Source organism: Burkholderia sp. PR2 (assembly GCF_052372875.1).
In the GTDB taxonomy this organism is placed as follows: Bacteria; Pseudomonadota; Gammaproteobacteria; order Burkholderiales; family Burkholderiaceae; genus Burkholderia; species Burkholderia diffusa.
This window is the reverse complement of record NZ_JBQRWH010000004.1, coordinates 3,309,498-3,335,830: the sequence shown is the minus strand read 5'-3', so window position 1 is coordinate 3,335,830 and position 26,333 is coordinate 3,309,498. Positions and strand designations below refer to the sequence as shown.

The 26,333-nt window shown below is 66.8% G+C and carries 20 protein-coding genes, 1 tRNA gene and 1 pseudogene; 13 read left to right on the top strand and 9 right to left on the bottom strand.

Annotated elements, in window-relative coordinates:
* Window positions 1–114 precede the first annotated feature (114 nt).
* Window positions 115–462 carry a surface attachment protein Sap1 gene (gene sap1, locus ACT2FV_RS32640; RefSeq protein ID WP_059602967.1) on the top strand — a complete coding sequence of 116 codons (348 nt, stop codon included), beginning with the start codon at window positions 115–117 and terminating at the stop codon, window positions 460–462.
* A 175-nt stretch (window positions 463–637) separates the two neighbouring features.
* Window positions 638–1,192, top strand: coding sequence for a YaeQ family protein (locus ACT2FV_RS32635; protein WP_124627092.1), 555 nt, complete (start codon window positions 638–640; stop codon window positions 1,190–1,192).
* A 10-nt stretch (window positions 1,193–1,202) separates the two neighbouring features.
* On the opposite strand, the gene ACT2FV_RS32630 is transcribed toward ACT2FV_RS32635, so the two are convergent.
* Window positions 1,203–1,616 (bottom strand): VOC family protein, encoded by a 414-nt coding sequence (locus ACT2FV_RS32630; RefSeq protein ID WP_059602970.1) that lies wholly within the window; start codon window positions 1,614–1,616, stop codon window positions 1,203–1,205.
* Window positions 1,617–2,067: 451 nt separating this feature from the next.
* Between ACT2FV_RS32630 and ada the strand changes: the two genes are divergently transcribed.
* The 3 genes from ada to gshA all read left to right on the top strand — a co-directional run bounded on the left by ada (window position 2,068) and on the right by gshA (window position 6,224).
* Window positions 2,068–3,159, top strand: a complete 1,092-nt coding sequence (gene ada / locus ACT2FV_RS32625) for a bifunctional DNA-binding transcriptional regulator/O6-methylguanine-DNA methyltransferase Ada (RefSeq protein WP_151049717.1) — start codon at window positions 2,068–2,070, stop codon at window positions 3,157–3,159.
* The gene (locus ACT2FV_RS32620) at window positions 3,156–4,130 is read left to right on the top strand and encodes a DNA-3-methyladenine glycosylase family protein (RefSeq protein ID WP_175815934.1); all 975 of its coding nucleotides are present in this window, start codon (window positions 3,156–3,158) and stop codon (window positions 4,128–4,130) included. The genes ada and ACT2FV_RS32620 overlap by 4 nt, the downstream gene beginning before the upstream one ends.
* 480 nt (window positions 4,131–4,610) lie before the next feature.
* Window positions 4,611–6,224: a glutamate--cysteine ligase gene (gene gshA, locus ACT2FV_RS32615; protein WP_444505424.1), complete on the top strand. Its 1,614-nt coding sequence runs from the start codon at window positions 4,611–4,613 to the stop codon at window positions 6,222–6,224.
* A gap of 91 nt (window positions 6,225–6,315) precedes the next feature.
* Here gshA and ACT2FV_RS32610 read toward each other — a convergent pair whose 3' ends face one another.
* Complete coding sequence (locus ACT2FV_RS32610) at window positions 6,316–6,627, bottom strand: DUF4148 domain-containing protein (protein WP_124906056.1); 312 nt, start codon at window positions 6,625–6,627, stop codon at window positions 6,316–6,318.
* Between the two features lie 560 nt (window positions 6,628–7,187).
* On the opposite strand from ACT2FV_RS32610, the gene ACT2FV_RS32605 reads away from it, so the two are divergent.
* The gene (locus tag ACT2FV_RS32605; RefSeq protein WP_444505423.1) at window positions 7,188–8,828 is read left to right on the top strand and encodes an L-lactate permease; all 1,641 of its coding nucleotides are present in this window, start codon (window positions 7,188–7,190) and stop codon (window positions 8,826–8,828) included.
* Between the two features lie 95 nt (window positions 8,829–8,923).
* Here the strand turns inward: ACT2FV_RS32605 and ACT2FV_RS32600 are convergent, their stop codons facing one another.
* Window positions 8,924–9,832: a LysR family transcriptional regulator gene (locus tag ACT2FV_RS32600; RefSeq protein ID WP_059602989.1), complete on the bottom strand. Its 909-nt coding sequence runs from the start codon at window positions 9,830–9,832 to the stop codon at window positions 8,924–8,926.
* 229 nt (window positions 9,833–10,061) lie between these two features.
* Here ACT2FV_RS32600 and ACT2FV_RS32595 point away from each other — a divergent pair, with 229 nt between their 5' ends.
* A complete protein-coding gene (locus tag ACT2FV_RS32595; RefSeq protein ID WP_444505422.1) occupies window positions 10,062–12,233 on the top strand; it encodes a phosphocholine-specific phospholipase C in 2,172 nt (723 codons plus the stop codon).
* A gap of 184 nt (window positions 12,234–12,417) precedes the next feature.
* A complete protein-coding gene (locus ACT2FV_RS32590; protein WP_059602994.1) occupies window positions 12,418–13,146 on the top strand; it encodes a phosphonate utilization associated transcriptional regulator in 729 nt (242 codons plus the stop codon).
* Window positions 13,147–13,239: 93 nt separating this feature from the next.
* Here the strand turns inward: ACT2FV_RS32590 and ACT2FV_RS32585 are convergent, their stop codons facing one another.
* Together ACT2FV_RS32585 and ACT2FV_RS32580 are read right to left on the bottom strand one after the other, a co-directional pair.
* Window positions 13,240–14,628, bottom strand: a complete 1,389-nt coding sequence (locus tag ACT2FV_RS32585; RefSeq protein WP_444505421.1) for an FAD-dependent oxidoreductase — start codon at window positions 14,626–14,628, stop codon at window positions 13,240–13,242.
* 105 nt (window positions 14,629–14,733) lie between these two features.
* Window positions 14,734–15,069, bottom strand: a pseudogene (locus tag ACT2FV_RS32580) (2-aminoethylphosphonate--pyruvate transaminase); the annotation flags it as partial.
* Between the two features lie 143 nt (window positions 15,070–15,212).
* Here ACT2FV_RS32580 and phnA point away from each other — a divergent pair.
* Both phnA and phnY read left to right on the top strand, forming a co-directional pair.
* The gene (gene phnA / locus ACT2FV_RS32575) at window positions 15,213–16,451 is read left to right on the top strand and encodes a phosphonoacetate hydrolase (RefSeq protein WP_444505420.1); all 1,239 of its coding nucleotides are present in this window, start codon (window positions 15,213–15,215) and stop codon (window positions 16,449–16,451) included.
* A gap of 27 nt (window positions 16,452–16,478) precedes the next feature.
* Entirely contained in the window at window positions 16,479–17,933 is a 1,455-nt protein-coding gene (gene phnY / locus ACT2FV_RS32570; RefSeq protein WP_444505419.1) for a phosphonoacetaldehyde dehydrogenase, read from the top strand.
* A gap of 203 nt (window positions 17,934–18,136) precedes the next feature.
* On the opposite strand, the gene ACT2FV_RS32565 is transcribed toward phnY, so the two are convergent.
* Both ACT2FV_RS32565 and ACT2FV_RS32560 read right to left on the bottom strand, forming a co-directional pair.
* Window positions 18,137–19,186 (bottom strand): DUF3592 domain-containing protein, encoded by a 1,050-nt coding sequence (locus tag ACT2FV_RS32565; protein WP_444505418.1) that lies wholly within the window; start codon window positions 19,184–19,186, stop codon window positions 18,137–18,139.
* Window positions 19,187–19,386: 200 nt separating this feature from the next.
* Window positions 19,387–19,462, bottom strand: a tRNA-Lys gene (locus tag ACT2FV_RS32560).
* Between the two features lie 191 nt (window positions 19,463–19,653).
* On the opposite strand from ACT2FV_RS32560, the gene ACT2FV_RS32555 reads away from it, so the two are divergent.
* A complete protein-coding gene (locus ACT2FV_RS32555) occupies window positions 19,654–20,058 on the top strand; it encodes a PaaI family thioesterase (protein ID WP_011886440.1) in 405 nt (134 codons plus the stop codon).
* An 8-nt stretch (window positions 20,059–20,066) separates the two neighbouring features.
* The gene (locus tag ACT2FV_RS32550; RefSeq protein ID WP_124627060.1) at window positions 20,067–20,933 is read left to right on the top strand and encodes a patatin-like phospholipase family protein; all 867 of its coding nucleotides are present in this window, start codon (window positions 20,067–20,069) and stop codon (window positions 20,931–20,933) included.
* Window positions 20,934–20,982: 49 nt separating this feature from the next.
* Here ACT2FV_RS32550 and ACT2FV_RS32545 read toward each other — a convergent pair whose 3' ends face one another.
* Complete coding sequence (locus ACT2FV_RS32545; RefSeq protein WP_059678959.1) at window positions 20,983–21,996, bottom strand: D-2-hydroxyacid dehydrogenase family protein; 1,014 nt, start codon at window positions 21,994–21,996, stop codon at window positions 20,983–20,985.
* 426 nt (window positions 21,997–22,422) lie between these two features.
* Between ACT2FV_RS32545 and ACT2FV_RS32540 the strand changes: the two genes are divergently transcribed.
* On the top strand, window positions 22,423–23,472 hold the full coding sequence (locus ACT2FV_RS32540) for a LysR family transcriptional regulator (protein ID WP_124902882.1): 1,050 nt from the start codon (window positions 22,423–22,425) through the stop codon (window positions 23,470–23,472).
* 141 nt (window positions 23,473–23,613) lie between these two features.
* On the opposite strand, the gene ACT2FV_RS32535 is transcribed toward ACT2FV_RS32540, so the two are convergent.
* Window positions 23,614–26,211: a DNA topoisomerase III gene (locus ACT2FV_RS32535; RefSeq protein ID WP_151051204.1), complete on the bottom strand. Its 2,598-nt coding sequence runs from the start codon at window positions 26,209–26,211 to the stop codon at window positions 23,614–23,616.
* Window positions 26,212–26,333: the final 122 nt, after the last annotated feature.

Below are 26,333 nucleotides of genomic sequence, written 5' to 3'. Positions count from 1 at the left end.
AACAAATGTGCTTGCTATCGCTTGCCAGTCTTCTAAATTGAAAAACGCGGGTTCACGATCACCTTTAAACACATAGCTAACCGAGCCTGGTGCCCGCAAGCCTGGAGACAGAACATGATGAAGCGTACCGGTGTCCTTTTCGCCCTTGTCGGCGCATTTTCCCTGGTGTCGATCGCCCAGGCGGGCGGCGATGCGGCTGTCCAGCCGAAGCAGGAAATCCAGCTGACGAAGAATGCATGGGGCTGTCTCTCGAAAGACAATCTGGACTCCGTACTGAGTCACGAGCGTGACGGCAAGTCGCAGGCGAAGCAGCAATACTTCGACGACTACCGTTGCCTGTCGGTGCCGGAAGGCCAGCGCTTCCGCGTGGTGTCGGTCGATCAGGGCGACGTCCAGTTCGTCAGCGCCGACAACAGCGACCAGCAGGGCCTCTGGACCGATTCGCGCTTCGTCAAGCAGTAACCCGCACGCACCTCTCGCACCCGCGCGCCGGCCGGAACTGCCGGTGGCGCGGCACGAACGCGGCCCGGCCGATGCCGGGCCGTCGTGCTGTGGAGCGCCCGTCACGCGCCGGGCGGCGCGCATTCGGTATCATCACGGCCCGACCGAACCGAATGCCCGCCCGGGCCGTATCCGCATGGCGCTGAAATCCACGATCTACAAAGCCGAGCTTCAAATTGCCGACATGGATCGGCACTACTACGCCGATCACGCGTTGACGGTCGCCCGTCACCCGTCGGAAACCGACGACCGGATGATGGTGCGCATCGTCGCGTTCGCGCTGTTCGCGCACGAGCGTCTCGAGTTCTGCAAGGGGCTGTCGGACGTCGACGAGCCCGATCTGTGGCAGAAGGACCTGACGGGCGCGATCGACGTGTGGATCGAGGCTGGCCAGCCCGACGAGCGGCGCATCTCGAAGGCAGCCGGCCGCGCCGGGCAGGTCACGGTGATCGCGTATGGCGGCAAGACCTCGGACATCTGGTGGCAGGGCGTGCGCAGCAAGGTGGAGCGACTGCGCAACGTCCAGGTGCTGTCGCTGGCCGACGGCGTCGCGGCCGCGCTCGGGCGTCTTGCCGAGCGTACGATGCGCCTGCAGTGCACGGTCCAGGACGGCGCCGCCTGGATCTCGAGCGCCGATCACGATCCCGTCGCGGTCGAATGGACGGTCCTGAAGGCGCGCGCCGGCGCGTGACGGCCGGCGCTCAGCCGAGCGCGGCGGGCGGCCCCTTGAATTCCAGCATGTTCCCTTCGGGATCGAACAGATAGATCGACGGCCCGTAGCCGCCCGCACCGTAGCGTTCGGCGGGGGCGCCAGGGCGCGCACCATGCGCGGCGAAATGTTCGATCAGTGCATCGGGGTCGAATGGCTCGACGCGCAGGCAGAGATGGTCGAGATTGCGGCCGGTGCCGGGCGGGCCGCTGTCGGGACGGTCGATCGGGCCGCCAACCGACAGCAGGTCGATCAGCGCGTCGCCGGCGCGCAACTGTACAAGGCCCAGGTCGGGTTGTTCCTTCTCCACGTGGCAGCCGACGGCATCGCAGTAAAAGCGCGTCATCGCAGCCATGTCGGTCACGCGCAGCACGACGTGATCGATCGCGCGGATGGTCGGTTTCATGAGCGGGCACTCCTTCGCGGATGGCGTGCACCGAGTGTAGACCGCGCCGGCGACGTATGCCGGAACGGGCACGATCGACGGACGAAAAAAAGCCCGTTCACGCAGAGCGGAACGGGCTTAATCCATATCAGGAGGAGACATGGAGGAGACAGTTCCAACTATACACACGGCGATGGTGCGTTGCAATATTCCGAGTGTAAAAAATGGTCAGCACGGCGATTTGTCGCATCCGCACTGCAGCAAAATGGTGACGCGATGATGACGAAAGCGGCGTGGACGCAGCGGCTGCGTGGCTTTTCGTCCGATTGAACGAGTTCGATGTGCCCCCGATTGTTTCCCCGAGTTAGTCTCGGGTTTCGCCGGCGCGAATCACAGAGCAAGATTCAGGGCGCGACGGCCCATGCCGATGTCTAGAGTAGGCACCATCTACACTGGAGAGTGCGAGGTTCAGATGAAAGCCGCCTATTCGACCGACGATGCCCGCTGGGGCGCCGTGACCGCCCGCGATCCGCATGCGGACGGCGCGTTCTTCTATGCCGTGCGCACGACCGGCGTGTTCTGCCGCCCGAGCTGCGCGTCGCGGCTGCCGCGGCGCGAGCACGTGTCCTTCTTTGCCGATCCGGCCGCCGCGCGCGCGGCCGGCTTCCGCCCATGCAAGCGCTGCCAGCCGGAAGGATTGCCGCGCGAGCTCGAGATCGTCAACCGCGCGTGCGCGGTGCTCGACGCGCATCCGGAGCGGCTCACGCTGCAGCAGCTGAGCGACGCCGTGCACGTGAGCCCGTTCCACCTGCAGCGGCTGTTCAAGCGCGTGGTCGGCGTGTCGCCGCGGCAGTATCAGGCCGCGCAGCGCGGCGCTGCCCTGCGCGAGGCGCTACAAAGCGGGCAGCCGGTCACGCAGGCGGCCGTCGACGCGGGGTTCAACTCGCCGTCGCGGCTCTACGCATCGGTGCCGCGCGAGCTGGGGATGGCGCCGTCCGCGTTCCGTCGTCAGGGCGCCGGCTCGAGAATCGATTATGCGACCGCGTCGACGCCGCTCGGCACGGTGCTCGTCGCCGCGACCGAACAGGGCATCTGCCGGATCGCGTTCGGCGACGAACCGGCGTCGCTCGTCGGCGAACTGAAGGACGCGTTCGCGCGTGCCGAGCTGGTCGAATCTCCGTCGCGGCTTGCGCCGTTCGTCGCGCAGATCCGCGCGTATCTGGACGGCACGCGGCACGCGTTCGACCTGCCGCTCGACATCGCGCCGACCGCGTTCCAGCAGCGCGTGTGGGAAGCGCTGACGCACATCCCGTACGGGGAAACGCGCAGCTATTCGGAGATCGCCGAGGCGCTGGGCTCGCCGCGCGCGGTGCGAGCCGTCGCATCGGCCTGCGCGTCGAACCCGGTCGCGCTCGCGATCCCGTGCCACCGTGTCGTGCAGAAGGGCGGCGCGCTCGCCGGCTATCGCTGGGGCGTGCGCCGCAAGGCGACGCTGCTCGCGTCCGAGGCGCGCCACGTGCGCGACGATGAAACCGAAGCCGTTGCGGAGGGCAACGCAGTTTGAGCATCGACAAAACCACGACGACATCGATCGCGAACGGCGGCCACGTGCCGCCGTCCGCGCAGATGGCGCTGCGCTTCAAGGCGCCCTACGACTGGGCGCGCGTGCTGCGCTTCTTCAGCGGACGGGCGATTCCGGGTGTCGAACAGGTCGTCGACGGCATGTATCGCCGGATCGTCGATCTGAACGGCGACGCGGGCAGGCTCGTCGTCACGAAGCATCCGCGCCGGCATTGCCTGATCGCGACGCTCGAAGGGGCGGCCGCGCGGCATGTCGACGATGCATTCGCGCAGCGCGTCGCATCGATGTTCGACCTCGCCGCCGACCCGGCCGCGATCGGCGGCGGACTCGCGCGCGACCCGTGGTTCGCGCCGCTCGTCGAGGCCGCACCGGGGCTGCGCGTGCCGGGCGCCTGGTCGGGATTCGAGCTCGCGGTGCGCGCGATCGTCGGCCAGCAGGTGAGCGTGAAGGCGGCGACGACGATCGTCGGCCGGCTCGTCCAGCGGGCCGGCGAGCGCGTCGTGCACGACGACGGCATGGCAGCGCCGGACGGCGCCCCCGCTTGGCGATTTCCGACGCCGGACGCGCTCGCCGCATGCGATCTGGAGAAGATCGGGATGCCGGGCAAGCGGGCCGCGGCGCTGACGGGCATGGCGCGCGCGGTGGCGGCCGGCCACGTGCCGCTCGATCCCGCGCAGGCCGATCTTGCGACGCTGCGTCGCGCGTGGCTCGACCTGCCCGGCATCGGCCCGTGGACCGTCGAATACATCGCGATGCGCGCTTGGCGCGACCCGGACGCGTGGCCGGCGTCCGATCTGGTGCTGATGCAGTCGATCGCGGCGCGCGATCCGTCGCTCGACCGGCTCGCGAGCCAGAAAAGCCGGACCGAAGGCTGGCGGCCGTGGCGTGCGTATGCGGCGCTTCATTTGTGGAACGACGTGGCGGACCGGGCCGGCGGCGCGCGCGGCGGATGACGGTCTTGGCCGCAGGCCGGCGGGTGCGACCGGACAGGGCCGCGACGCAACGCGCAAGGGGCATCACGCCGGCAGCGATCGGTCGGTGATCCTCATGGTTGCGACGTTTGACGGTGATCAACCCGCTCCGGTGTCTGACACCCCGGCGCGTACGCTTGGCCCGGCCGTGACGACGATGCATCGCGGCTTCGGCTGAACGGGTTGCACCTGACGGCGCTGCCTTGCTCGTCGCTCACGTTCCCTCCGATGAATGTCGTGTGATTGGTGCGTCCGCCGGTGCCGACGACGGTCAGTCGTGCGCGCGGCGTTCGTTGCCATCGTCCCGCCCGACGGCCCGCCGCGGCCGGCGCGCACCGCCCGGCGCCACCTCAAGCGCGTGTTACGGCGAGATGTTAAAGTGCCCGCTACCAACGAAGCGACCAATAATCCAGCCGGCCGCGCGCGGCATTTCGCGCGCGGCCGTCACGCACTTGCGTCTCCATGTCGAACACCATGACTCACCGCCAGTCCGAACTGCTGCTGAATCGTCTCGAAGCGCTGAGCTCGGGCCCGACGCGGCAGCATCTGCCCGACGGCCTGCGCGGCATCGAAAAGGAAAGCCTGCGCGTGACGCGCGACGGGATGATCGCGTTCACGCCGCATCCGCGCGCGCTCGGTTCAGCCCTCACGCACCCTTCATTGACGACCGATTATTCCGAAGCGCTGATCGAACTGATCACGCCGGCGGAAGGCGACGCGTCGATCACGCTCGAACGTCTCGACGATCTGCACCGCTACGTGTATGCGTCGCTCGGTGACGAGATGCTGTGGAACGACTCGATGCCGGGCCTGCTGCCGGCCGACGATGAAATTCCGATCGCCGACTACGGCACGTCGAACATCGGCCGCCTGAAGACGGTGTACCGCCGCGGCCTCGCGTATCGCTACGGCCGCACGATGCAGTGCATCGCCGGCATCCACTACAACTACTCGTTGCACGAGGAAGTGTGGCGGCGCCTGCATGCGGAAGAGGGCTCGACGGGCACGCTCGTCGACTACCAGTCGGAGCGCTATCTCGCGCAGATCCGCAACTTCCGCCGCCGCAGCTGGCTCTTGATGTACCTGTTCGGCGCATCGCCCGCGCTCGACGCGAAATTCCTGCGCGGCAAGCCGCACAAGCTCGACGCGTTCGATGCCGATACGCTGTACCGGCCGTACGCGACCAGCCTGCGGATGAGCGACCTCGGTTACTCGAACACGACCGCGCAGGCTGCGCTGCACGTCGACTACAACACGCTGCCTGGCTATCTCGATGCGCTGTCGAAGGCCGTGAGCGAGCCGTATCCGCCGTACGAGGCGATCGGCACGCATCGCGACGGCGAGTGGATCCAGATCAACACGAACGTGCTGCAGATCGAGAACGAGTTCTACTCGACGATCCGGCCGAAGCGCATCACGTATTCGGGCGAGCGTCCGCTGCATGCGCTCGCGTCGCGCGGCGTGCAGTACATCGAAGTGCGCTGCCTCGACATCGATCCGTTCGAGCCGACCGGCATCGCGCTGGAGACCGCACGCTTCATCGACGCGTTCCTGCTTGCCTGCGCGCTCGACGACAGCCCTGCGCTCGACTGCGACGCGTACAAGGAAGCGAATGCGAACTTCGGCAGCGTGACGATGGAAGGGCGCAAGCCGGGGCTCACGCTGGTGCGCGACGGCCAGCCGGTCACGCTGCAGGCGTGGGCGGACGACCTGATGGCCGATATCGAGACCGTCGGGCGCCGTCTGGACGAGATCCGCGGCGGCGACGAGCATGCGCGTGCGATTGCCGCGCAGCGCGAGAAACTCGCCGATCCGGAGCGCACGCCGTCGGCGCGCGTGCTGCGCACGATGCGCGAGAACGGTCAGTCGTTCCTCGCGTTCGCGCTCGCGCACAGCGAGGCGCACGCCGCGCATTTCCGCGCGAACCCGCCGTCGGCGGAGACGATGCGCACCGAGCAGGCGCTCGCGGCGAAGTCGCTGGCCGAGCAGGCCGAACTGGAAGCGAAGGAGGCCGGATCGTTCGATGCGTTCGTCGCGGCCTATCGTGCCTATACGCTGAACCGCTTCAGCGTTTGATGGCCGCCGCCCGCTGCGCGTCGCGCGGCGGGCAGGCCGGCCGCGGGCCGGATGGTGGTGCGGTCACGCGCCCGGCCGGGTTTCAGCCGCTTCAGTGATGCGCGTATGTGTCGCGATCGGCCACGCGCGGCAGCGCCGGCTTCCCTGATTCCACATTCGCGTGGCCGTCGTTGCCGTGGCCGGCCGCATCGCCGCGCGCCTGCGCGGCGCGCTGCATGACCGCCTGCATGTTTTGCGGAAAGTCGGGACCGCTGGCGAGGCTCGGCCGATAGCCGGCGGCCTGCAGTTCCGCGAGTTCCTGGCGAACTTGCGCGCGCGTCAGCGTCGACTCAGCCTGAGCCTGGGCGGCGACGGCCGAGCCGATCAGCACCAACGCGTACGCCGCAAGTTTCATGGTTTTCATCGTGTTTGCTCCGTGAGCGTTCCGGAGCCGCGCCGTCGTCGGCGCGGGCGGAACCGATGCAGCGAGTCTAGGCTTCGGATGCCAAACGAAACACCCCGCGTCCCGTCAGTCACCTTTTCCGGTTGAGCAACATTGCGCCGGCGGATTGCTGGCGCGCGCGTCAGCGGGGCGCCAGCCGCCGTTCAACGTGCGGCGGATGCCGTGTATCGGCACCGGGCGCATCGGGCTTGCCCTCCTTGTGGAAGCGCAATGCGCCTCCTAACCTCTTTTAAGCGACCGATCGGTTGGCGCTGCGGCATGGTTGCGTGCGCAAGCGTCGGATGATCGTTGCGGCCGTGGAACAGACGTTCGAACGGGATCGAGGTGTGCGCAGGCGCTGATGCGCGAGCCCCGGTCGACCGTGAAGCATGGGACCGGGGTAGGCGCTAAAGCGCCAGCTCGGGTCGACCGCGAAGCATGGGACCGGAGTAAGGCGCTAAAGCGCCAACTCCGGTCGACCGCGAAGCATGGGACCGGAGTAAGGCGCTAAAGCGCCAACTCCGGTCGACAACGGAGACACGATGAATCCCACCGCAGCCCTGCCGCCCGGCATCCTGTTCGCGCAGCCGTTGACGCCCGTCGCCAACTCGCTGTTCCTGTCTTTCCTCGTCGCCGTGATCCCGATCGCGGTCGCGCTGATCGCGCTCGGCGTGCTGCGCCGGCCAGCGTGGCAGGCGTCGCTCGCCGGCCTCGTCGCCGGCCTCGCGGTCGCGATCGGTGCGTGGGGCATGCCGGCCGGCCTCGCGTTCGACGCGGTCGGCGCCGGTATGGCGCTCGCGGTCGTGCCGGTGATGTGGATCGTGTTCAACGCCCTGCTGCTGTACAACATCGCGGTGAAGTCGGGCCGCTTCGACCAGTTCCGGCAGTGGATGCTCGACAACCTGCCCGACGACCGCCGCCTCGTGCTGCTCGTCGTCGCGTTCTCGTTCGGCTGTTTGCTCGAAGGGATCTCCGGGTTCGGCACGCCGGTCGCGATCACCAGCGCGCTCCTGATCGCGCTCGGCTTCCCCGCGCTCGAAGCGCTCACCTACACGCTGCTGTTCAATACGGCACCGGTCGCGTTCGGCGCGCTCGGCGTGCCGATCACCGTGCTCGGCGCGGTCACGTCGCTGCCGCCCGCGACGCTCGGCGCGATGGTCGGCCGGCAACTGCCGTTCTTCGCGCTGCTGCTGCCGTTCTACGTGGTCGGCGCGTACGGCGGCCTGCGCTCGATCTCGAAGCTGTGGCCCGCGCTGCTCGTGTCGGGCGGCAGCTTTGCGATCGCGCAGTTCGTCACGTCGAACTTCCTCGGCTACCAGCTCACCGACGTGCTGTCGTCGCTCACGTCGCTGATCGTCACGATCGGCTTCCTGCAGGTGTGGAAGCCGCAGCCCGATCCGCAATACGCGCTCGCACGCAGCGCGCCCGCCGCGGCCGGCGCCGCGCGCGCGGGCTTCGGCGGCTGGCTGCCGTGGATCGTCGTATCGGTGGTCGTGATCGTCTGGGTGCATGCGAACGTCGCGGCGATCGGCGACGTGAAGATCAAATGGCCGGGCCTGCACAACGCGGTGCTCGTGTCGCTGTATCACAAGCCGTATGCGGCGATCTGGGACTTCCAGCCGCTCGGCACGGGCACCGCGATCCTGCTCTCGGCGGTCATCACGGCCGTGCTGACGCGCACCGGCGTCGGCGCGTTCTTCGAATGCGTGGTCAAGACCTGGCGGCAGACGTGGATCGCGATCATCACGGTGATGATGATCGTCGGGCTTGCGTATTTGCTGAACTACTCGGGCATCAGCTACACGCTCGGCACCGGCGTCGCGTCGACCGGCGCGCTGTTCCCGCTCGTGTCGGCGTCGCTCGGCTGGATCGCGGTGTTCCTGTCCGGCAGCGACACGTCCGGCAATGCGCTGTTCGGCAACCTGCAGGTGGTCGCGGCGCGGCAGCTCGGCTTCGATCCGGTATTGATGGCCGCGACCAACTCGTCGGGCGGCGTGATGGGCAAGATGATCTCGCCGCAGAACATCGCCACGGGCGTGTCGACGACCGACCTGAAGGGGCAGGAAGGCGTCGTGTTCGCGCGCACGTTCTGGCACAGCGTGATCCTCACGCTGCTGCTCGGCGTGCTCGTGTTCCTGCAGCAGCACGTGTTCACGTGGATGATTCCGGCGCTGCCGAAGTAACACACGGCGGGAAGCAAGAGGGAAGGCGCGGGACACGCGCCGGACATGACCACGGAGGTGCAGGGAAATGCGCGAACCGGTGAACGCGCGGCGGCTCAGCGCGCGTTCACCGGCCGCGTCGCGTGCGTTGGCTCGTGCGTCGCGGTCTGCGCCGGCAGGATGCACGCGAGGAACGCATCGATCGCGGGGCTCTGGCGGCGCGCCTTCAGGTAGTACACATATTCGTCGATCGTCGTGTCGACACCGCGCAGCGCGACGACGCGCAGGTCCGGATGACGCTCGGCCTCTCCGCGCGGAAACAGGCTGCCGCCCACGCCATGCAGGATCGCCTCGCGGATCGCTTCGCGGCTGCCGATCTCGGCGACCGACGTGGGCGCGACCCCGGCCGCCGCGAGGATCGTCTCCGTGCAGCGGCGCGTGACCGACCCTTCCTCGCGAATCAGCAGCCGCACGTTCGCGAGCTGCGCGGCGTCGATCGTGTCGAAGCGCGCGAGCGGATGGTCGCGATGCACGACGAGCACGAGCGGATCGGTGGAGATCACCTTGCATTCGAGGCCTTCCGCGTCATTGCGCTGCGACGACACGGCAAGGTCGATGCGGAATTCCTGCAGCGCCTGCAGGATTTCCTCGGAATTGCCGATCCGGCACGTGAGTGCGATCGACGGATGCGCATGCGAGAAGCGGCCGACCGCGTCCATGATGTAGTACGGCCCGGTCGCACCGATCCGCAGGTGTCCTTCGAACAGGCCGCCGACGTTGCGCAGCATGATGTCGGCCTGCGCCTCGAGCGAGATCATCTTCTCGACGAGCGGCAGGAGCTCGATGCCGGTTTCAGTGACTTCGAGCCTGCGGCCGCTGCGATAGAACAGCTCGACGCCGTACAACTGCTCGACTTGCCGGATCTGCGCGGCGATCGTCGGCTGGCTGACGCCCAGGTGGCGCGCGGCGCGCGTGATGCTGCCCTGCCGGACGGTCGCGTGGAACGCCTTCAGCTGATCGAACACGACTCGGCTTCTCCCCCCTCTTCATCGCGCGTCAGCGTAGCGCAGGCATGTGTCGGCCGGATGAAAGGCGCGCCGGGCGTCGCTTCGAAAAAAAGCTGGGGGTGAGCGCAAGAAACCTGCTGGAACCGGTCACGGCCGGGACACGCCGGTGCGGAGTAATAGCGGCAACGCACCGACCGCCGGCCCCGCTCGACCGGCGCCACCCTTACCGACCCACAGGATCCTCTTCATGTCCGCCACCAATCGACGCGATTTCCTGCGCCTTGCCGCCCAGTCCGCCGGCGCGATGGCCGCCTACGCCGGCTTCCCGCCCGCGATCCGCAAGGCACTGGCCATGCCGGCCGCCTATCGCACCGGCACGATCCGCGACGTCGAACACGTCGTCATCTTCATGCAGGAAAACCGCTCGTTTGACCATTACTTCGGCGGGCTGCGCGGCGTGCGCGGCTTCAACGACCCGCGCCCGCACCTGCTGCCGAGCGGTGTGCCGGTGTGGCAGCAGCCGCCGGCGTCGGTGTTCACGAAGAACTACCATTCGCGCGGGCTCGACCCGTCCGCGCCGTACGTGCTGCCGTTCTACCTCGATCCGAAGCAGACGACCGAATTCCAGCCGGGCACCAACCACGGCTGGAGCAGCGGCCACTTGTCCTGGAACAACGGCCAGTGGGACCAGTGGGTGAACCAGAAGCAGGACGTGCTGACGATGGGCTACCTGAAGCGCCAGGATCTCACGTACCACTACGCATTGGCCGACGCGTTCACGATCTGCGACGCGTACTTCTGCTCCGCGCACGCCGACACGGCACCGAACCGCATCTACCTGTGGACCGGCACGATCGACTCGCGCAACGTGTACGGCACGCAACCGAACGGCCCCGGCATCGGCGAGCGCAACAACACGAACGGCTACACGTGGACGACCTACGCGGAACGTCTCGAGAACGCGAAGATCAGCTGGAAGGTGTACCAGGGCGGCACGGGCATCCCGGGCGACCCGACCGACAACTACACCGACAATTCGCTGATGTTCTTCAAGAAGTTCCAGGTGAAGGAAGGCGCGAGCGGCCCGCTGGTCGACAAGGGCGCGTCGGACCACACGCTCGCCGAGCTGAAGGCCGACGTGCAGGCGAACCGGCTGCCGCAGGTGTCGTGGATCGTCGCGCCGTACAAGTACAGCGAGCATCCGCAGGCGTCGCCGACCGACGGCGCGTTCTACATCAACATGGTGCTCGAGGCGCTGACGTCGAACCCCGAGGTGTGGGCGAAGACGGTGTTCATCCTCAACTACGACGAGAACGACGGGCTGTTCGACCACGTCGTGCCGCCGGTGCCGCCGGTCACGAGCGGGGCAGGCGGCCAGGGCATCGTGTCGTCGAACCTGCTGTCGAACCTCGGCGACGAACTGCTCGACCTGAACAAGTACCCGGGCGAGATGAGCCCGCTGGTGCCGGGCGCGGACCCGGGTGGCATCCAGCCGATCGGCCTCGGGCCGCGCGTGCCGCTGATCATCATCTCGCCGTGGACGAAGGGCGGCTGGGTCTGCTCGGAGACGTTCGACCACACGTCGGTGCTGCGTTTCCTCGAAGCGCGCTTCGGCGTGCAGGAGCCGAACATCAGCGCATGGCGCCGGTCGGTCTGCGGCGACCTCACGTCGGCATTCGACTTCTCCGCGCGGCCCGATACGCGCACGGTGAGCTTCACGGTGCCGCAGCACATCGCCACCGCCGGCCAGGCATACCAGGTGCCCGCGCAGCAGTCGATGCCGGCGCAGGAGCCCGGCACGCGTCCGGCGCGCGCGCTGCCGTACGAGCTGTTCGTGCATGCCCGCGTGAACGGGCGCGACGACAGCGTGTCGCTCGACTTCGCGAACTCGGGTGACGCGGGCGCCGCGTTCTACGTGTACGACCGCCGCAATCCGGCGACGCCGCCGCGCCGCTACGCAGTGTCCTCGCACGACCGTTTCGCCGACACCTGGAGCACGTCGGCCGCGCGCGGCGACTACCATCTCGCCGCCTATGGCCCGAACGGCTATCTGTGCGAATTCCAGGGCAACACGCGGCTGGCCGCGGACGGCCGCCACGCGAACCCGGAAGCGAAGATCGGCTACGACGTGCGCAACCGCCACGTGTACCTGCAACTGCGCAACAGCGGCCGTGCGGCATGCCGCGTGGTCGTCGACAACGCATACAGCCACGCGCATGCGCGCACCTACACGCTGGAGCCGGGCGAGCGCATCGAGGATCACTTCGAGCTGTCGTCGAGCCACGGTTGGTACGATCTGACGATCACCGCGACGACGCTGCGCGGCGGCGACGACAAGGTCGTGCGCCGCTTCGCGGGCCACGTCGAGACGGGCCGGCCGAGCCAGAGCGATCCGGGGCCGGTCAAGCAGACGGCCTGACGGCTGGCCTGCGTCGTGCGGTTCGGCGTGCTCGCGCCGGCCGCACGCTCATCGCATTCCGGCATGAGGCACGCGCTATTGGAAACTGAAAACTGTTGACAATATATCGGGGTGAGGGTATATAGCGATCATTCGCCGACATGGCGCCCTCGTTCTCATCCGCAGCTTCGCTGCCTGCCCGATCATGACTGCCCCGAACGCGCTCAACGCCATCGAACTCCTGCAAAGCCAGTCGCTCGCGATGCTTGTCCAGGACATGCTCGAACGCGCGATCGTGTCCGGCGAATATGCGCCCGGCGAGAAACTCAACGAAGTCGATATCGCGACCAAGTTGAACGTGTCGCGCGGCCCCGTGCGTGAGGCGTTTCGTGCGCTCGAGCAGGCCGGGCTGCTGCGCAACGAGAAGAACCGCGGCGTGACGGTGCGCGTCGTGCCGCTGCGCGAGGCCGAGGAGATCTACGAAGTGCGCGCGATGCTCGACGAGTCGGTCGCGCGCGCGCTCGCGAAACGCATTTCGCCCGACACGCTGAAGGTGCTGAAGGGCATCATCCAGTCGATGAAGGATGCGGCGAAGACGCACGACGTCACGCGCTACACCGAGCTGAACGTGCAGTTCCACGACGCGATGGTGGTCGGTGTCGGCAATACGCACCTCACCGACACCTATCGCCGGCTCGTGCGCCAGCTCGGGCTGCTGCGCCAGGCCGCGATCGAGGCCGAGGAGGACGCGATCGCGGTGTCGGCGGCCGAGCACGACAAGATCGTGCAGGCGCTGGCGAGCGGCGACGAGGAGAAGACCGTCGCGCTCGTGCGCGAGCACGTCGCGCACGGCCTTGCGCGGATGCGCCGCACGCACGAGCAGGCGCTGCCCTCGGCTGGCAACGTGGCGCGTGAGAAAGCCGCGCGCGTGTGACGCGGCGGCACGGGCGGTCGTGCCAAATGCAAAGGGACGCTTCGCAGCGTCCCTTTTTCATTGCGTTTCGTTGCGCGTGACGTCATCGCATCGTCACGCCTTGTCGGCCTTGCCAGCCGCGCTCGCGAATTTCGCGAGCCACGTGTCGACCCTCGCCGGCCGTCGGCTCTCGTCTTCCGCGCGCTCCTTGCGGCGGATCGCATTGCGCACGACGTGCGCGCCGACATAGCGGATCGGCTCCGGCGGGAAATGGCCGAGCGGGCCGCGCACGATCGGACTGCGCGTCCAGACGTTGTCGAGGCCGAGCACCAGCGACGACAGGATCTGCCCGCCCATGTAGGTCGGCCCGACGCCGTTGCCCGAATAGCCGAAGCCGTAGAACACGTTCGGCGCGTCGTCGAGGCGGCCGAAAAACGGGAAGCCCGTCACCGAGCGGTCCGACGGGCCGTTCCAGCTCGCGGTGATCGGTACGCCCGCGAGCGACGGGAAGAATTCGCGCAGGCTCTGCGTGAGCTGCGCCTCGTACGGCGAGCGCCGGTCGAACACCGGCGCGATGCGGCTGCGCCACGAGAACGTGTTGCCGCCCTTGCCGAGCATCAGCCGCCCGTCGGCCGTCGTGCGGTAGTAGTACACGAAGATCCGCGAATCGAGCACCGACACACCGTCCACGAGTCCGGTCTGCTCGAGCAGTTCCGGGCATTTCTCCGTGATGACCATGTCGCTCGACACGACCGCGATCGTGCGTTCGAACTGCGGGAAGCGACTCGCCATCCACGCGTTGATCGCGAACACCAGCTTGCTCGCGCGCACGCTGCCGGACGGCGTGCGCACGACGGCCGGCTGCCCCGGCGTGAAGTCGACGAGCGGCGTGCGCTCGTAGATCCGGATGCCCATGTCGAGCGCGACGCGGCGCAGCCCGCGTACGAGCTTGCCCGGATGCACGGTTGCGGCGATCGGCGAGTACACGCCGTCGAGATTGCGTGCGGAGCCCGAGCGGCGCGCGACCTCGGCGGCCGGCAGAGGCTCGTAGCTGTGGATGCCGCACGCGGCGAGCGCGTCGAGCACCGGCGCGAGCGTGCCGACCTGCGCGCGCGACGTCGCGGTGTACAGCGTGCCGTCGAGCCGCAGCTCTGCATCGATGCGATGCGTACGGCAGAAGTCGGCGATGTGCTGGACGGCCGCCTCCGACGCCTTCACGAGCCGGATCGCCTCCGCTTCCCCGAACAGGCGGCGCAGCGTCAGGAATTTCGCGGACCATGTGAGCAGACACCCGCCGTTGCGCCCGCTCGCGCCGGCGCCGCACAGGTCGGCTTCGAGTATCGCGATGTCGAGCGCCGGGTTCTGCTGCTTCGCCTGGATCGCGGTCCAAAGCCCGGTGAAGCCGCCGCCGACGATACAGACGTCGGCCTGCGTCGCGCCCTGCAGGGCGGGGGCGAGATCGCCGTCGTTGAACAGTGCTTGTTCGATCCAGAAGGGTCGCATCGGTTGTCGTGCCGGTAAGGGTCGGGCGCCGTGCCGCGCACGGCGGGGAAAGAAAGCGAAACCGCCGCACGGCGATGCGTGTCGTCGTGCGGCGGGTACATCGCGTCAGGCCGCGGCTTCGGCGGACACGCGGCGCACGCCCATCGCCTTCAGCGTGTCGGCGATCGTGGCGACCGCGCCCTGAATGCCGGCTTCGCTGAAGCGGCCGATGCAGCCGACGCGGACCGTATCGACTTCCGTCAGCTTGCCCCGATACAGAACGTAGCCGCGCATTTTGACCTCCTGATAAAACCGATTGAAATCGTAGTTTGGACCGTCCAGCGCATGGAACGTGAAGATGATCGGCACCCGGATCGCCGGATCGCCGAACGGCCGGAAGCCGTCGACGAGCGCGCGGCAGCTGTGCCGATAGCGGTCGCCGTGTGCGGCGAGCCCGTCGTCCCTTCGACTTTTGCTTTCTGTCTTCTCCATATTGTTGACAATCTACAAATCATCGATTTTAATGTCAAGCATGGAAAACATCCTCCTCGGCGCGGTGCGGGCGCCGACAGCTCAACCCCTTCGAACCGAACGGACTGAACGTCATGTCTGAAACGCCTGTATTCGTGGAAGTGAACGGCCGCCGCTACAACTGGATGAGCCGCCCCGTGGTGGTGGTCTGCGTCGATGGTTGCGCCTATGAATATCTCGAGATGGCGGCCGAGGCCGGCGTCGCGCCGTTCCTGCGCACGCTGCTCAAGCCGGGCACGGCGCTCAAGGGCGAGTGCGTGGTGCCGAGCTTCACCAACCCGAACAACCTGTCGATCGTTACCGGCGTGCCGCCGGCGATCCACGGGATAAGCGGCAACTACTTCTACGATCGCGACACCGGCGCCGAGGTGCTGATGAACGATCCGAAGTATCTCGTCGCGCCCACCGTGCTCGCGACCTTCTCCGAACGAGGCGCGCGCGTCGCGGTCGTCACCGCGAAGGACAAGCTGCGTCGCTTGCTCGGCAAGGGGCTCAAGGGCATCTGCTTCTCGTCGGAGAAGGCCGACGAGGCGAGCATCGAGGAAAACGGCATCGACAACGTGCTGGAACTGGTCGGCAAGCCGGTGCCGAGCGTGTACAGCGCGGAGCTGTCCGAGTTCGTGTTCGCGGCCGGCGTGCGCCTGCTCGAAACACGCCCGATCGACCTGATGTACCTGTCGACGACCGACTACGTGCAGCACAAGTGCGCGCCCGGCACGGGCGGCGCGAACGCGTTCTACCAGATGATGGACGCATACCTGAAGCGGTTCGACGAGCTCGGCGCGATCGTCGCGATCACGGCCGACCACGGGATGAACGCGAAGCACGACGGCGAGACCGGCGAGCCCAACGTCATCTACCTGCAGGAGCTGTTCGACGAGTGGCTCGGCCACGATGCCGCGCGCGTGATCCTGCCGATCACCGATCCGTACGTCGTGCACCACGGCGCGCTCGGCTCGTTCGCGACCGTGTACGTGCCGGATTCCGCCGACGCCGACGCGCTGCGCGCGCGGCTTGCCGCGGTGGACGGCATCGAGGTCGTGCTGACGGGCGCCGAGGGCTGCGCGCGCTTCGAGCTGCCGCCCGACCGGATGGGCGACCTGATCGTGATCTCGAAGCAGGACGTCGTGCTCGGCACGAGCCGCATCAAGCACGACCTGTCGGGCCTCGACGTGCCGCTGCGCTCGCACGGCGGGCTCTCCGAGCAGATCGTGCCGCTGATCTTCAGCAAGCCGGTCGCGACCGACGTCACGGCCCGCGCGCGACTGCGCAACTTCGACATCATCGACATCGCGCTCAATCATCTGCAGTGACGCGTACGCACCCGTCAGGAAGACATCATGAACGACATTGCAGCATCGACGGAGGTCTGCTCGTTTCATCGTGAAGCACTGCGAATCGATGGGGAGCTGATTCATCGCGACGCAGTCATCGACGTGCGCAACCCGTACGACGGAACGCTCGTCGGCACCGTGCCGAAGGCGACGCTCGATGACGTGCGACGCGCGTTCGCCGCCGCGCGTGCATACCGGCCGTCGCTCACGCGCCACGAGCGTGCGGCGATCCTGCGCTGCGCGGCCGACATCGTGCGCGCGCGCACCGCCGAGATCGCGGCGCTGATCACGGCCGAGGCCGGGTTGTGCATCAAGGATTCGACGTACGAAGCCGGGCGCGTTGCCGACGTGCTCACGTTCGGCGCGGGCGAAGTGCTGAAGGACGACGGGCAGATCTTCTCGTGCGATCTGACACCGCACGGCAAGAAGCGCCGCGTGTACACGCAGCGCGAACCGCTGCTCGGCGTGATCTCCGCGATCACGCCGTTCAACCATCCGATGAACCAGGTCGCGCACAAGGTCGTGCCGTCGGTCGCGACCAACAACCGGATCGTCGTGAAGCCGTCGGAGAAGGTGCCGCTGTCGTGCTACCTCTTTGCGGACATCCTGTACGAAGCCGGCCTGCCGCCGCAGATGCTGCAAGTGATCACCGGTGACCCGAAGGAGATCGCCGATGAGCTGATCACGAATCCGGCGATCGACCTCATCACGTTCACCGGCGGCGTATCGATCGGCAAGTCGATCGCGTCGCGGATGGGCTACCGGCGCGCGGTGCTCGAACTCGGCGGCAACGATCCGATCATCGTGATGGACGACGCCGATCTCGACGAAGCAAGCACGCTCGCCGTGTCGGGCTCGTACAAGAACTCGGGGCAGCGTTGCACCGCGATCAAGCGCATGCTCGTGCACGAGACGGTGGCCGATCGCTTCACGGAGCTGGTGGTCGAGAAGACGCGCGCGTGGTCGTACGGCAATCCGTCCGATCCGTCGGTGGACATGGGCACGGTGATCGACGAGGCGGCCGCGACGTTCTGCGAGCAGCAGGTGAACGACGCGATCGCGCGCGGTGCGCGGTTGCTGGTCGGCAACGTGCGCGACGGTGCGCTGTATTCGCCGACGGTGATCGATCGCGTGACACCCGACATGCCGCTCGTGAAGTACGAGACGTTCGGCCCGGTGTCGCCGATCATGCGCTTCCGTGACATCGACGAAGCAATCCGGATGTCGAACAGCACCGACTATGCGCTGTCGTCGTCGGTCTGCACGAACCGCTTCGACAACATCACGCGTTTCATCACCGAGCTGGAGGTCGGCAGCGTGAATGTGCGCGAGGTGCCGGGCTACCGGCTCGAACTGACGCCGTTCGGCGGCGTGAAGGATTCGGGGCTTGGCTACAAGGAAGGCGTGCAGGAGGCGATGAAGAGCTTCACGAACACGAAGACCTATTCGCTGCCGTGGTAAGCGGCACGCAATGTGCCCGCGCCCGCACCGGCTTCGCGGCCGGTGCGGGCGTTATTCGATCGGCTCATGTCGTTCGCCGATTTGGATGCAAGCGCACGTTGCTGCGCTGCGTGAACCTGCTCGAAGTGCCGGAGATGCGGGCGCACGTTGCGGTGTTTCTCGCGGATGGCCGCGGCGTCGACGGCCCGTCTCCTCCGCATTCATCATTCAGCGAGTTCGTGCGGCCGATGATCGGGCCACAGCGCACCGATGACGAACAATCCGGTGGCGAGGAACGGTGCGCCGATCGCGAACAGGATCGCCGTGAGTCCCCACCGGTCCCAGAACCGGTCGATGACCGCGCGCTCGGGTATGACGGGGTTGTACAGCACGTTGACCACCTCGCCTTCGTACAGCCCGGGGCGCGATGAAGCCGAGCCTTGCGCGAACGTGACCGGGCGACCGCTGTCGGTCGTGAACGCGATGGTCGCCGAGTAGAGCGACGTGCGTGTGCGGGACGATTGTGCCGATTCGGTGATCTCGACGACGTGGCCGGTCGAGTGCGCGTAATGGCGGGCGATCTGCCACTGGCGCAGCCCGGCAGCACCGGCGCCGGCCAGGAAGCCGGTGCCGATCGCGATCGGTACCAGCACGATCGCGATGTTCCAGCGGCGGCGGGCCGTCTTGCCGGCGGCCGGTGCGGCAAGCGCGTTGTCTCGCCGGCTACGGCGCTCGCTCCCGTACAGCAGGCAGCCGACCACAAGCGACGCGACCGCGAGCAGTGCCGGCACCGCGACGGGAAACCAGCGTTGTGTGAAATCGTCGATCAGCGCGGGACGGTTCGGATGGGCCGGATCGACCAGGACGTCGACGCTTTCGCCGATGTCGTACGCCGGGACCACCGATGCGGTATTGCCGGCGACTTCACGGCGGTGGCCGTCGTTCGCGAGATAGGCGACGATCGGACGGTATCCGCGCATCGCGTCGCTGTCCTGCACGATGCGCACGACCGTGCCCGGCGTGCGGACCAGATCACCCACCGCACGGCTCGCGGTGACGGCGAGCATCGCTGCGACCACGAGCAGCGCAACGCCGAGCGCGAGTGCGACGAGCGCGTCCTTACGTGGCATGGCCGGATCCGCGGTGCGCGTCGTGCGACGGGGCCGGATGCGATCGGGGGGATGGCGCGACTCGACGTGCGCGCGGCTGTCGGCGTGACCGTGCCCTCCGAATGGTCGCGTCTCGCTCACATGATTCCATGTCTGACGTCCCATGCTCTCTCAGTGCCGGGGGCGATATGGCGATCGCCGTCCCGGTCGTGTGATATTTTGTCGGACGATTCTAGCGGAAAGTGCACGGGCGAGGCATGTATGTAATTGCATGCCGTGATGCTTGGGAGTCGGGCGGGCGCCTGAATCGGTCGCCGGAATGGAAAAAGGCCGGTCAGCTTGCGCTGACCGGCCTTTGAAATTCCTGGTGGGGCGTGAGTGACTCGAACACTCGACCTACGGATTAAGAGTCCGCTGCTCTACCAACTGAGCTAACGCCCCCAACAGAAGAAAGATTATGCACGGGTATTTCGGGCTTGGCAAGCGCTTTCTGCAAATTTCCTGAAAATACTTCGTCACGGCCCCGGCGGCGGCTCGCGCGCTCACGAGCGATCGCAGTTGGCGCGCTCCCGGTATGATGACGTCCACACCCGTTGCGCGGCGGTCGCGCAACGTTTTCTGGACATTCGAAGATGGACGAAAACGCAGTCCGCGAATTGCTGGATCGGCTCCTGGCCCCGTGGGTCCGCTCGCTCGGTCTGGTCCCCGTATCGATCGGCGACGACAGCGTCACGATGCGCCTGCCGTTTTCCGGCGAATTCCGTCATTCGGGCGGCATCATCTGCGGGCAGGTGTTCACGGCCGCCGCCGACACCGCGATGGTGGTCGCGATCTCGGCCGCGCTCGGCGAGTTCCGGCCGATGACCACCGTCTCGCTGAACACGAATTTCATGCGTCCGGTGCGCAAGGGCGACGTGCTCGTCACCGCGCGCGTGCTGCGTATGGGCCGCAACCTGGTATTCGGCGAAGTCGAGCTGTTCGACGAGGACGGCAAGATGGCCGTTCACGCAACGTCGACCTACGCGCTCGTCAGCTGAGCGGCGCGATGTTCGACCAGATCGTTTTCGCGGGCGGCGGCAATCGCTGCTGGTGGCAGGCCGGCTTCTGGGACGTTGCCCAGCCGGCGCTCGGCTTGCGCCCGCGCGTGATCGCCGGCATCTCGGCCGGCGCGGCGACCGCCTGCATGCTGTATACGCGCGATGCCGCGTGGGTGATGCGCTATTACGAGGAGGCGCTGCGCCACAACCGCAAGAACGCGTACTGGGGCAACCTGTTCGGGCGCGAGCCGGTGTTTCCGCATTACCGGATCTACCGTCAGGCATTGCTCGACATCTACGGCGAGCCGTTCGCGAAGCTCGCCGCGGCGCCGGAGATCCGCATCGGCGTGTCGCACGTGCCGCGCTGGCTCGGCGCGCGCAGTGCGGTCGCCGCCGGCCTCGTCGCGTACAACATCGAGAAATACGTGCGCAAGACGCTGCACCCGACGCTCGGGCGCACGCTCGGCTTCCGGCCCGAATTCGTGCGCGCGCAGGCATGCGCAAGTGTCGACGAACTCGCCGACCTGATCCTGCAGTCGTCGTGCACGCCGCCGTTCACGCCGGTGCTGCGCCGCGGCGGGCGGCCCGTACTCGACGGGGGGATGGTCGACAACGTGCCGGTCGACGCGCTCGACGCATCGCCGGGTGACGTGCTGGTACTCGTCACGCGGCTGTATCCGCGCCCGCAGATGTTCACGGTCGCGCACGGCGACCAGAGGCGGCTCTATGTACAGCCGTCGAGCAAGGTGCCGATTTCGAGCTGGGATTACACGAGTCCGTCGCAGATGCGGCATGCGTACGACCTCGGACGGCGCGACGGCGAGCATTTCCTCACGCGCGTCGACGCGATGACGGGCGGCCGCGTGGCCGCCTGAAGGCGGGAACGGAGAAACGGGGCCGCGCGGCGAGCGCGGCCCGCGCCGGTCAGCGCACGCGGCGCGGCGTCAGTGCTTCCGGGTTGACGACGCTCGACATGTCGCCCTGGTCGAACGCGAGGATGTTGCGGAACGCCGCGCTGAAGTAGAGCTCGTAGCTTTCGCGCTCGACGTAGCCGATGTGCGGCGTGCAGATCACGTTTTCCATCCGCAGCAGGCTGTAGCCCTGCAGGATCGGCTCGCTCTCGAACACGTCGATCGCGACCATCCCCGGACGGTTGTGCGACAGCGCGTTGACGAGCGCGTTTTCCTCGAGCAGCTCAGCGCGGCTCGTGTTGACGAGCAGCGACGTCGGCTTCATCCGCATCAGGTCTTCCTGCTTGACGATCCCGCGCGTGTCGTCGTGCATGCGCAGGTGCAGCGACAGCACGTCGCTCTGCTCGAACAGCGCTTCGCGGCTCTCGGCGGCCGTGTAGCCGTCGGCGCGCGCGGCCTCGAGCGAATGCTCGCGGCCCCAGATCAGCACGTTCATCCCGAACGCCTTGCCGTAGCCGGCGACCAGCCGGCCGATCTTGCCGTAGCCCCAGATGCCGAGCGTCTGGCCGCGCAGCACCTGGCCGAGACCGAAGTTCGGCGGCAGCGCCGACGTCTTCAGGCCCGATTGCTGCCAGGCACCCTGTTTCAGGTTCGCGACGTATTGCGGAATGCGGCGCTGGGCGGCCATCACGAGCGCCCAGGTCAGTTCGGCGGGCGCGACCGGCGAACCCGTGCCTTCCAGCACCGCGATGCCGCGGTCGGTACATGCTTCGAGGTCGATGTGGCTCGAGATACGGCCGGTCTGGCTGATCATGCGCAGATTCGGCAGCTTGGCGAGCAATTGCGACGAAATCGGCGTGCGCTCGCGAATCAGCACGAGCGCCTCGACTTCCGCCAGGCGGCTCGCGAGTTGCCCCAGGCCGCGAACCGTGTTGTTGAAGACCTTCACGTCGTGCTCGGCAAGCATCTCGAAGCAGTTCAGCTTGCGGACGGCGTCCTGGTAGTCGTCGAGGATGGCAATTTTCATGATCAGCGGGAGTCGCGCGTTGAAAGCGGCAGTGGCGGCGGCGCACGTCGCGCACCCGTCCCGCCCGGCCGGGGCCGACATGATGCTACGTCGGCGGACGTCTTGGTGTCTTTTTAACAGGTTGTTACGCTCCGCCGCAATCGGCTCTGGCCTGACCCGGCGTCGCTCCCGTCGGGTGCGACGGGGTGCGATGTTGTGTCGCATCAGACACGTCCTTCCTGATTCGGCCGCTTACCGGATGAGGTTCACCCAATTGTTGCTTCAATCAGAATAATTGGATCATCCATTCGCGATGGGTGAGGATTTTTGACTATTTTTATCGTCAACACGGGCCTTGTTGAGCAACTCTGCATCATTTCCGCTGTCGTAGGAGAATTACGCATATGCTTCAACTTTTTGAAGTTGTAACAGCGGCAGGAGTCGTTTATGGATCATTTGCAGTCGATGCGCGTGTTCGTCAAGGTTGCGGATCTCGGCAGTTTCGCGCGGGCCGCGAGTGCAATGGATATCTCCAACGCGGTCGCGACGCGTCACGTCGCCGATCTGGAAGGCCGGCTCGGCACGCGCCTGCTGAACCGCACCACGCGCAGCCTTTCGCTGACGGAGTCGGGCCAGGTCTACCTGGAGCGGGCGCGCCAGATTCTCGATGAGCTCGAGGATGTCGAACAGATGGTCGTCGCGCGCAATCACGAGCCGGTGGGCACGTTGCGCATCGTCGCGCCGGTCGTGTTCGGCCTGCACAACCTTGCTCCCGTCCTGCAGTCGTACACCGAGAAATTCCCGAAGGTGGTGCCGGATCTGACGCTGGTCGACCGCCAGGTCGATCTCGTCGAGGAAGGTTTCGACGTCGGGATCGTCGTCACGCGTCAGATGCGCAGCGCGAGCATCGTCACGCGGCGGCTGACCACGGGCTGCATGACCGTGTGCGCGACGCCGAGCTACCTGGAAAAGCACGGCGTGCCGACCCACCCGGAACACCTCGCCGAGCACCCGGCGCTGAGCTTGCCGACCGAATACTGGGGCGACGAGCGCGTGTTCACGGGGCCGGACGGCGAAGTGCGCGTGCGCCCGACCAACGTGATCGTCGCGAACAACACTGCGATGCTGCGCCAGTTCGCGCTGCTCGGGATGGGTGTCGCGATCCTGCCGAGCTACCTGATCGGCAGCGACATCGCGCGCGGTGCGCTGGTGCGGCTGCTGCCGGATTTCCGGCTGCCGCAGGTCGAGATCAACATCGCCTATCCGAGCCGGCGCCATCTGCCTGCGAAGGTGCGGACGTTCATCGACCACCTCGTCGAGTATTTCAGCCACGCGACCGACGCGACGATGGGCGAACAGTGGGCGGCACAGGGTGCTGCGCCTGCGCCGATCGGCGTCGAGATGCGTGCCGAGCCACCCGAATCGACCGACCCGAACCTGCAGCCGCGCCTCGCGCGTTCGCCGCGCGCGCGGGTCGCGGTGCCGTCGCCGCTGTAACGTCGCGGCGGCCGCGCACAGAGACGGCCGGCATCAAGAAAAAACGCGGATCGAGCGATCGATCCGCGTTTTTTTATTGCCGCTTTCATGGTCGTTCGACCGGCGCGCGACGCGCCGGGGGAACCCCCGGCAACCCGAGCATTACGAGCCCGTCTTGCGCGCCGTCGTCTTGCGGGCGGCGGTCTTGCGAGCCGGTGCCGGTTTCTCTTCGGCGCCTTCCGTCACGGTTTCGGCGTCCTTCGTCGCCGATTTTGCCGTCTTCTTCGCGGCGGCAGCCTTCGGCTCCTTCTTCTCGAACTCGAAACCGATCTTGCCGTCCGGCTGCTTCACGAGGAAGGCCTTGAAGTTGCGGCCCGTGCGCGACGACTTGAAGTTCGGCAGCAGATCCGTGCGGCCGTCGGCCAGCAGCTTCGCCATCTGCTCGCGCGTGATTTCCTGCTGCAGGATCACCTTGCCCGAACGGAAGTCGCAGGTCTTCGGATTCGCGACCGAGTGCTCGCACACATAGCTCATCCCGTGCTCGAACACGCGGCCCTTGCACTTCGGGCACGCGCCGACCGGTTCCTGCGCGGAGAAGTCGGGCGCCTCGCCTTCCTCGCCGCCCTGGTCCTGGCCAAAGTCGAACTCGAGCTTGTAGTTCTTCGTCTCGTCGTCGAACGAGAGCTTCAGGATCGCCGAGAACGGGCGGCCCATCTTGCTGCGGAAGCCAGACAGCGGACCGATGGTCTTTTGCTGCAGCAATTCCTCGACTTCCGCGATCTCGAACTGTCGGCTACCCGGAATCTTCGAGATCGAGAACTCGCACTTCGTGCATGCGAAGCGGCGGTAGTTTTCCTTCACCTGGCCGCCGCAGTTCGGGCAGGGTGTCTCGAGCGTCGCGTAATCGCCCGGGATCGTGTCGGAATCGTATTCCTTCGCGCGCTTGACGATCTGCTGCGTCATGCGGGCGATTTCCTGCATGAACGCGTCACGCCCGAGGTTGCCGCGCTCCATCTGCGACAGCTTGTATTCCCATTCGCCGGTGAGCTCGGGCGCGGTCAGTTCCTTCACGCCGAGCCCGCGCAGCAGCGTCATCAGCTGGAATGCCTTCGCGGTCGGGATCAGTTCGCGGCCTTCGCGCACGAGATATTTCTCGCCGAGCAGGCCTTCGATGATCGCCGCGCGCGTCGCCGGCGTGCCGAGGCCCTTCGCGGCCATCGCCTCGCGCAGCTCATCGTCCTCGACGAGCTTGCCCGCGCCTTCCATCGCCGACAGCAGCGTCGCTTCCGAGTAGCGTGCGGGCGGCTTCGTCACAAGCGCGACGGCGGCGATCTCGTCCGTCTTCACCTTCTCGTCCTTCTGCACCGGCACGAGGTTCGCGTCCGCACCTTCGGCGTCGCGGCCGTACACCTGCAGCCAGCCCGGCTCGACGAGCACCTTGCCTTCGGTCTTGAAGTGATGACCGGCGACTTCGGTGATCCGCGTCGTGACGCGGAATTCGGCCGCCGGGAAGAACACCGCGAGGAAGCGCTTCACGACCATGTCGTACAGCTTCTGCTCCGGCTCGGACAGCGACTTCGGCGCCTGCAGCGTCGGGATGATTGCAAAGTGGTCGCTGATCTTCGAGTTGTCGAAGATCCGCTTGTTCGGCTTCACCCAGCCCTTGTCGAGCACCTGCTTCGCGTGCGGCAGATAGTTGTGGCTCTCCTTGAGCATCTCGAGCGTGGACTGCACCGTCGAGATGTAGTCTTCCGGCAGCGCGCGCGCGTCGGTACGCGGGTACGTCAGCACCTTGTGCTTTTCATATAGCGCCTGCGCGAGACCGAGCGTGTTCTTCGCGGAGAAGCCGAAGCGGCTGTTCGCCTCGCGCTGCAGGCTCGTCAGGTCGAACAGCAGCGGCGACAGTTGCGTCGACGGCTTCGATTCCTCGGACACCGTGCCGACATGGTCGCGGCACGCGGCGACGATCGTTTCGGCGGCCGGTAGGCTCCACAGGCGGGAGTCGCGCCTTTCCGGATCGAATTCGTCGCGCTTGAATTTCGGGTCGAACCACTTGCCTTCGTAGAAGCCGCCCGCGCAGGCGAACTCGGCCTTCACTTCCCAGTAGTCGCGCGGGATGAAACGGCGAATTTTCTCTTCACGTTCGACGACGATCGACAACGTTGGCGTCTGAACGCGGCCGACGGTCGTCAAGAAGAAGCCGCCGCCCTTGCTGTTGAACGCGGTCATCGCCCGCGTGCCGTTGATCCCGACGAGCCAGTCGGCTTCCGAGCGGCAGCGTGCGGCGTCGGCGAGCGGCTGCATGTCCGTGTCGCTGCGCAGATGCGCGAAACCGTCGCGGATCGCCTGCGGCGTCATCGACTGCAGCCAAAGGCGCTGGACCGGCTGCTTCGCCTTCGCGTGCTGCACGATCAGGCGGAAAATCAGCTCGCCCTCGCGCCCCGCGTCACATGCGTTGATCAGGCGGTCGACGTCCTTGCGCTTCATGAGCTTGGTCAGGACTTTCAGGCGCGACTCGCTTTTTGCGATCGGGTTCAGGTCGAAATGCGGGGGGATGACGGGCAGATGAGCGAAGCTCCATTTCCCCCGCTTGACCTCGTACTCTTCCGGGGCGGCGATTTCCAGCAGGTGGCCGACCGCGGACGAGAGGACGAATTCGTCGCTCTCGAAGTACTCGTCATGCTTTGTAAAGCCGCCCAAAGCGCGCGCGATGTCGTTCGCGACAGAAGGCTTTTCCGCAATGATCAGTGCTTTGGACATGACAGATGTGTGTTGGTAGACCGGGTTCGCCGGCGTGGGTCCCTTTTACGACGGCTTTATAGCACACGCCGTGGCGACGGCGGCGCGGCGTGCAAAAAGCGGCTCATCATAGTGGGGGGCCG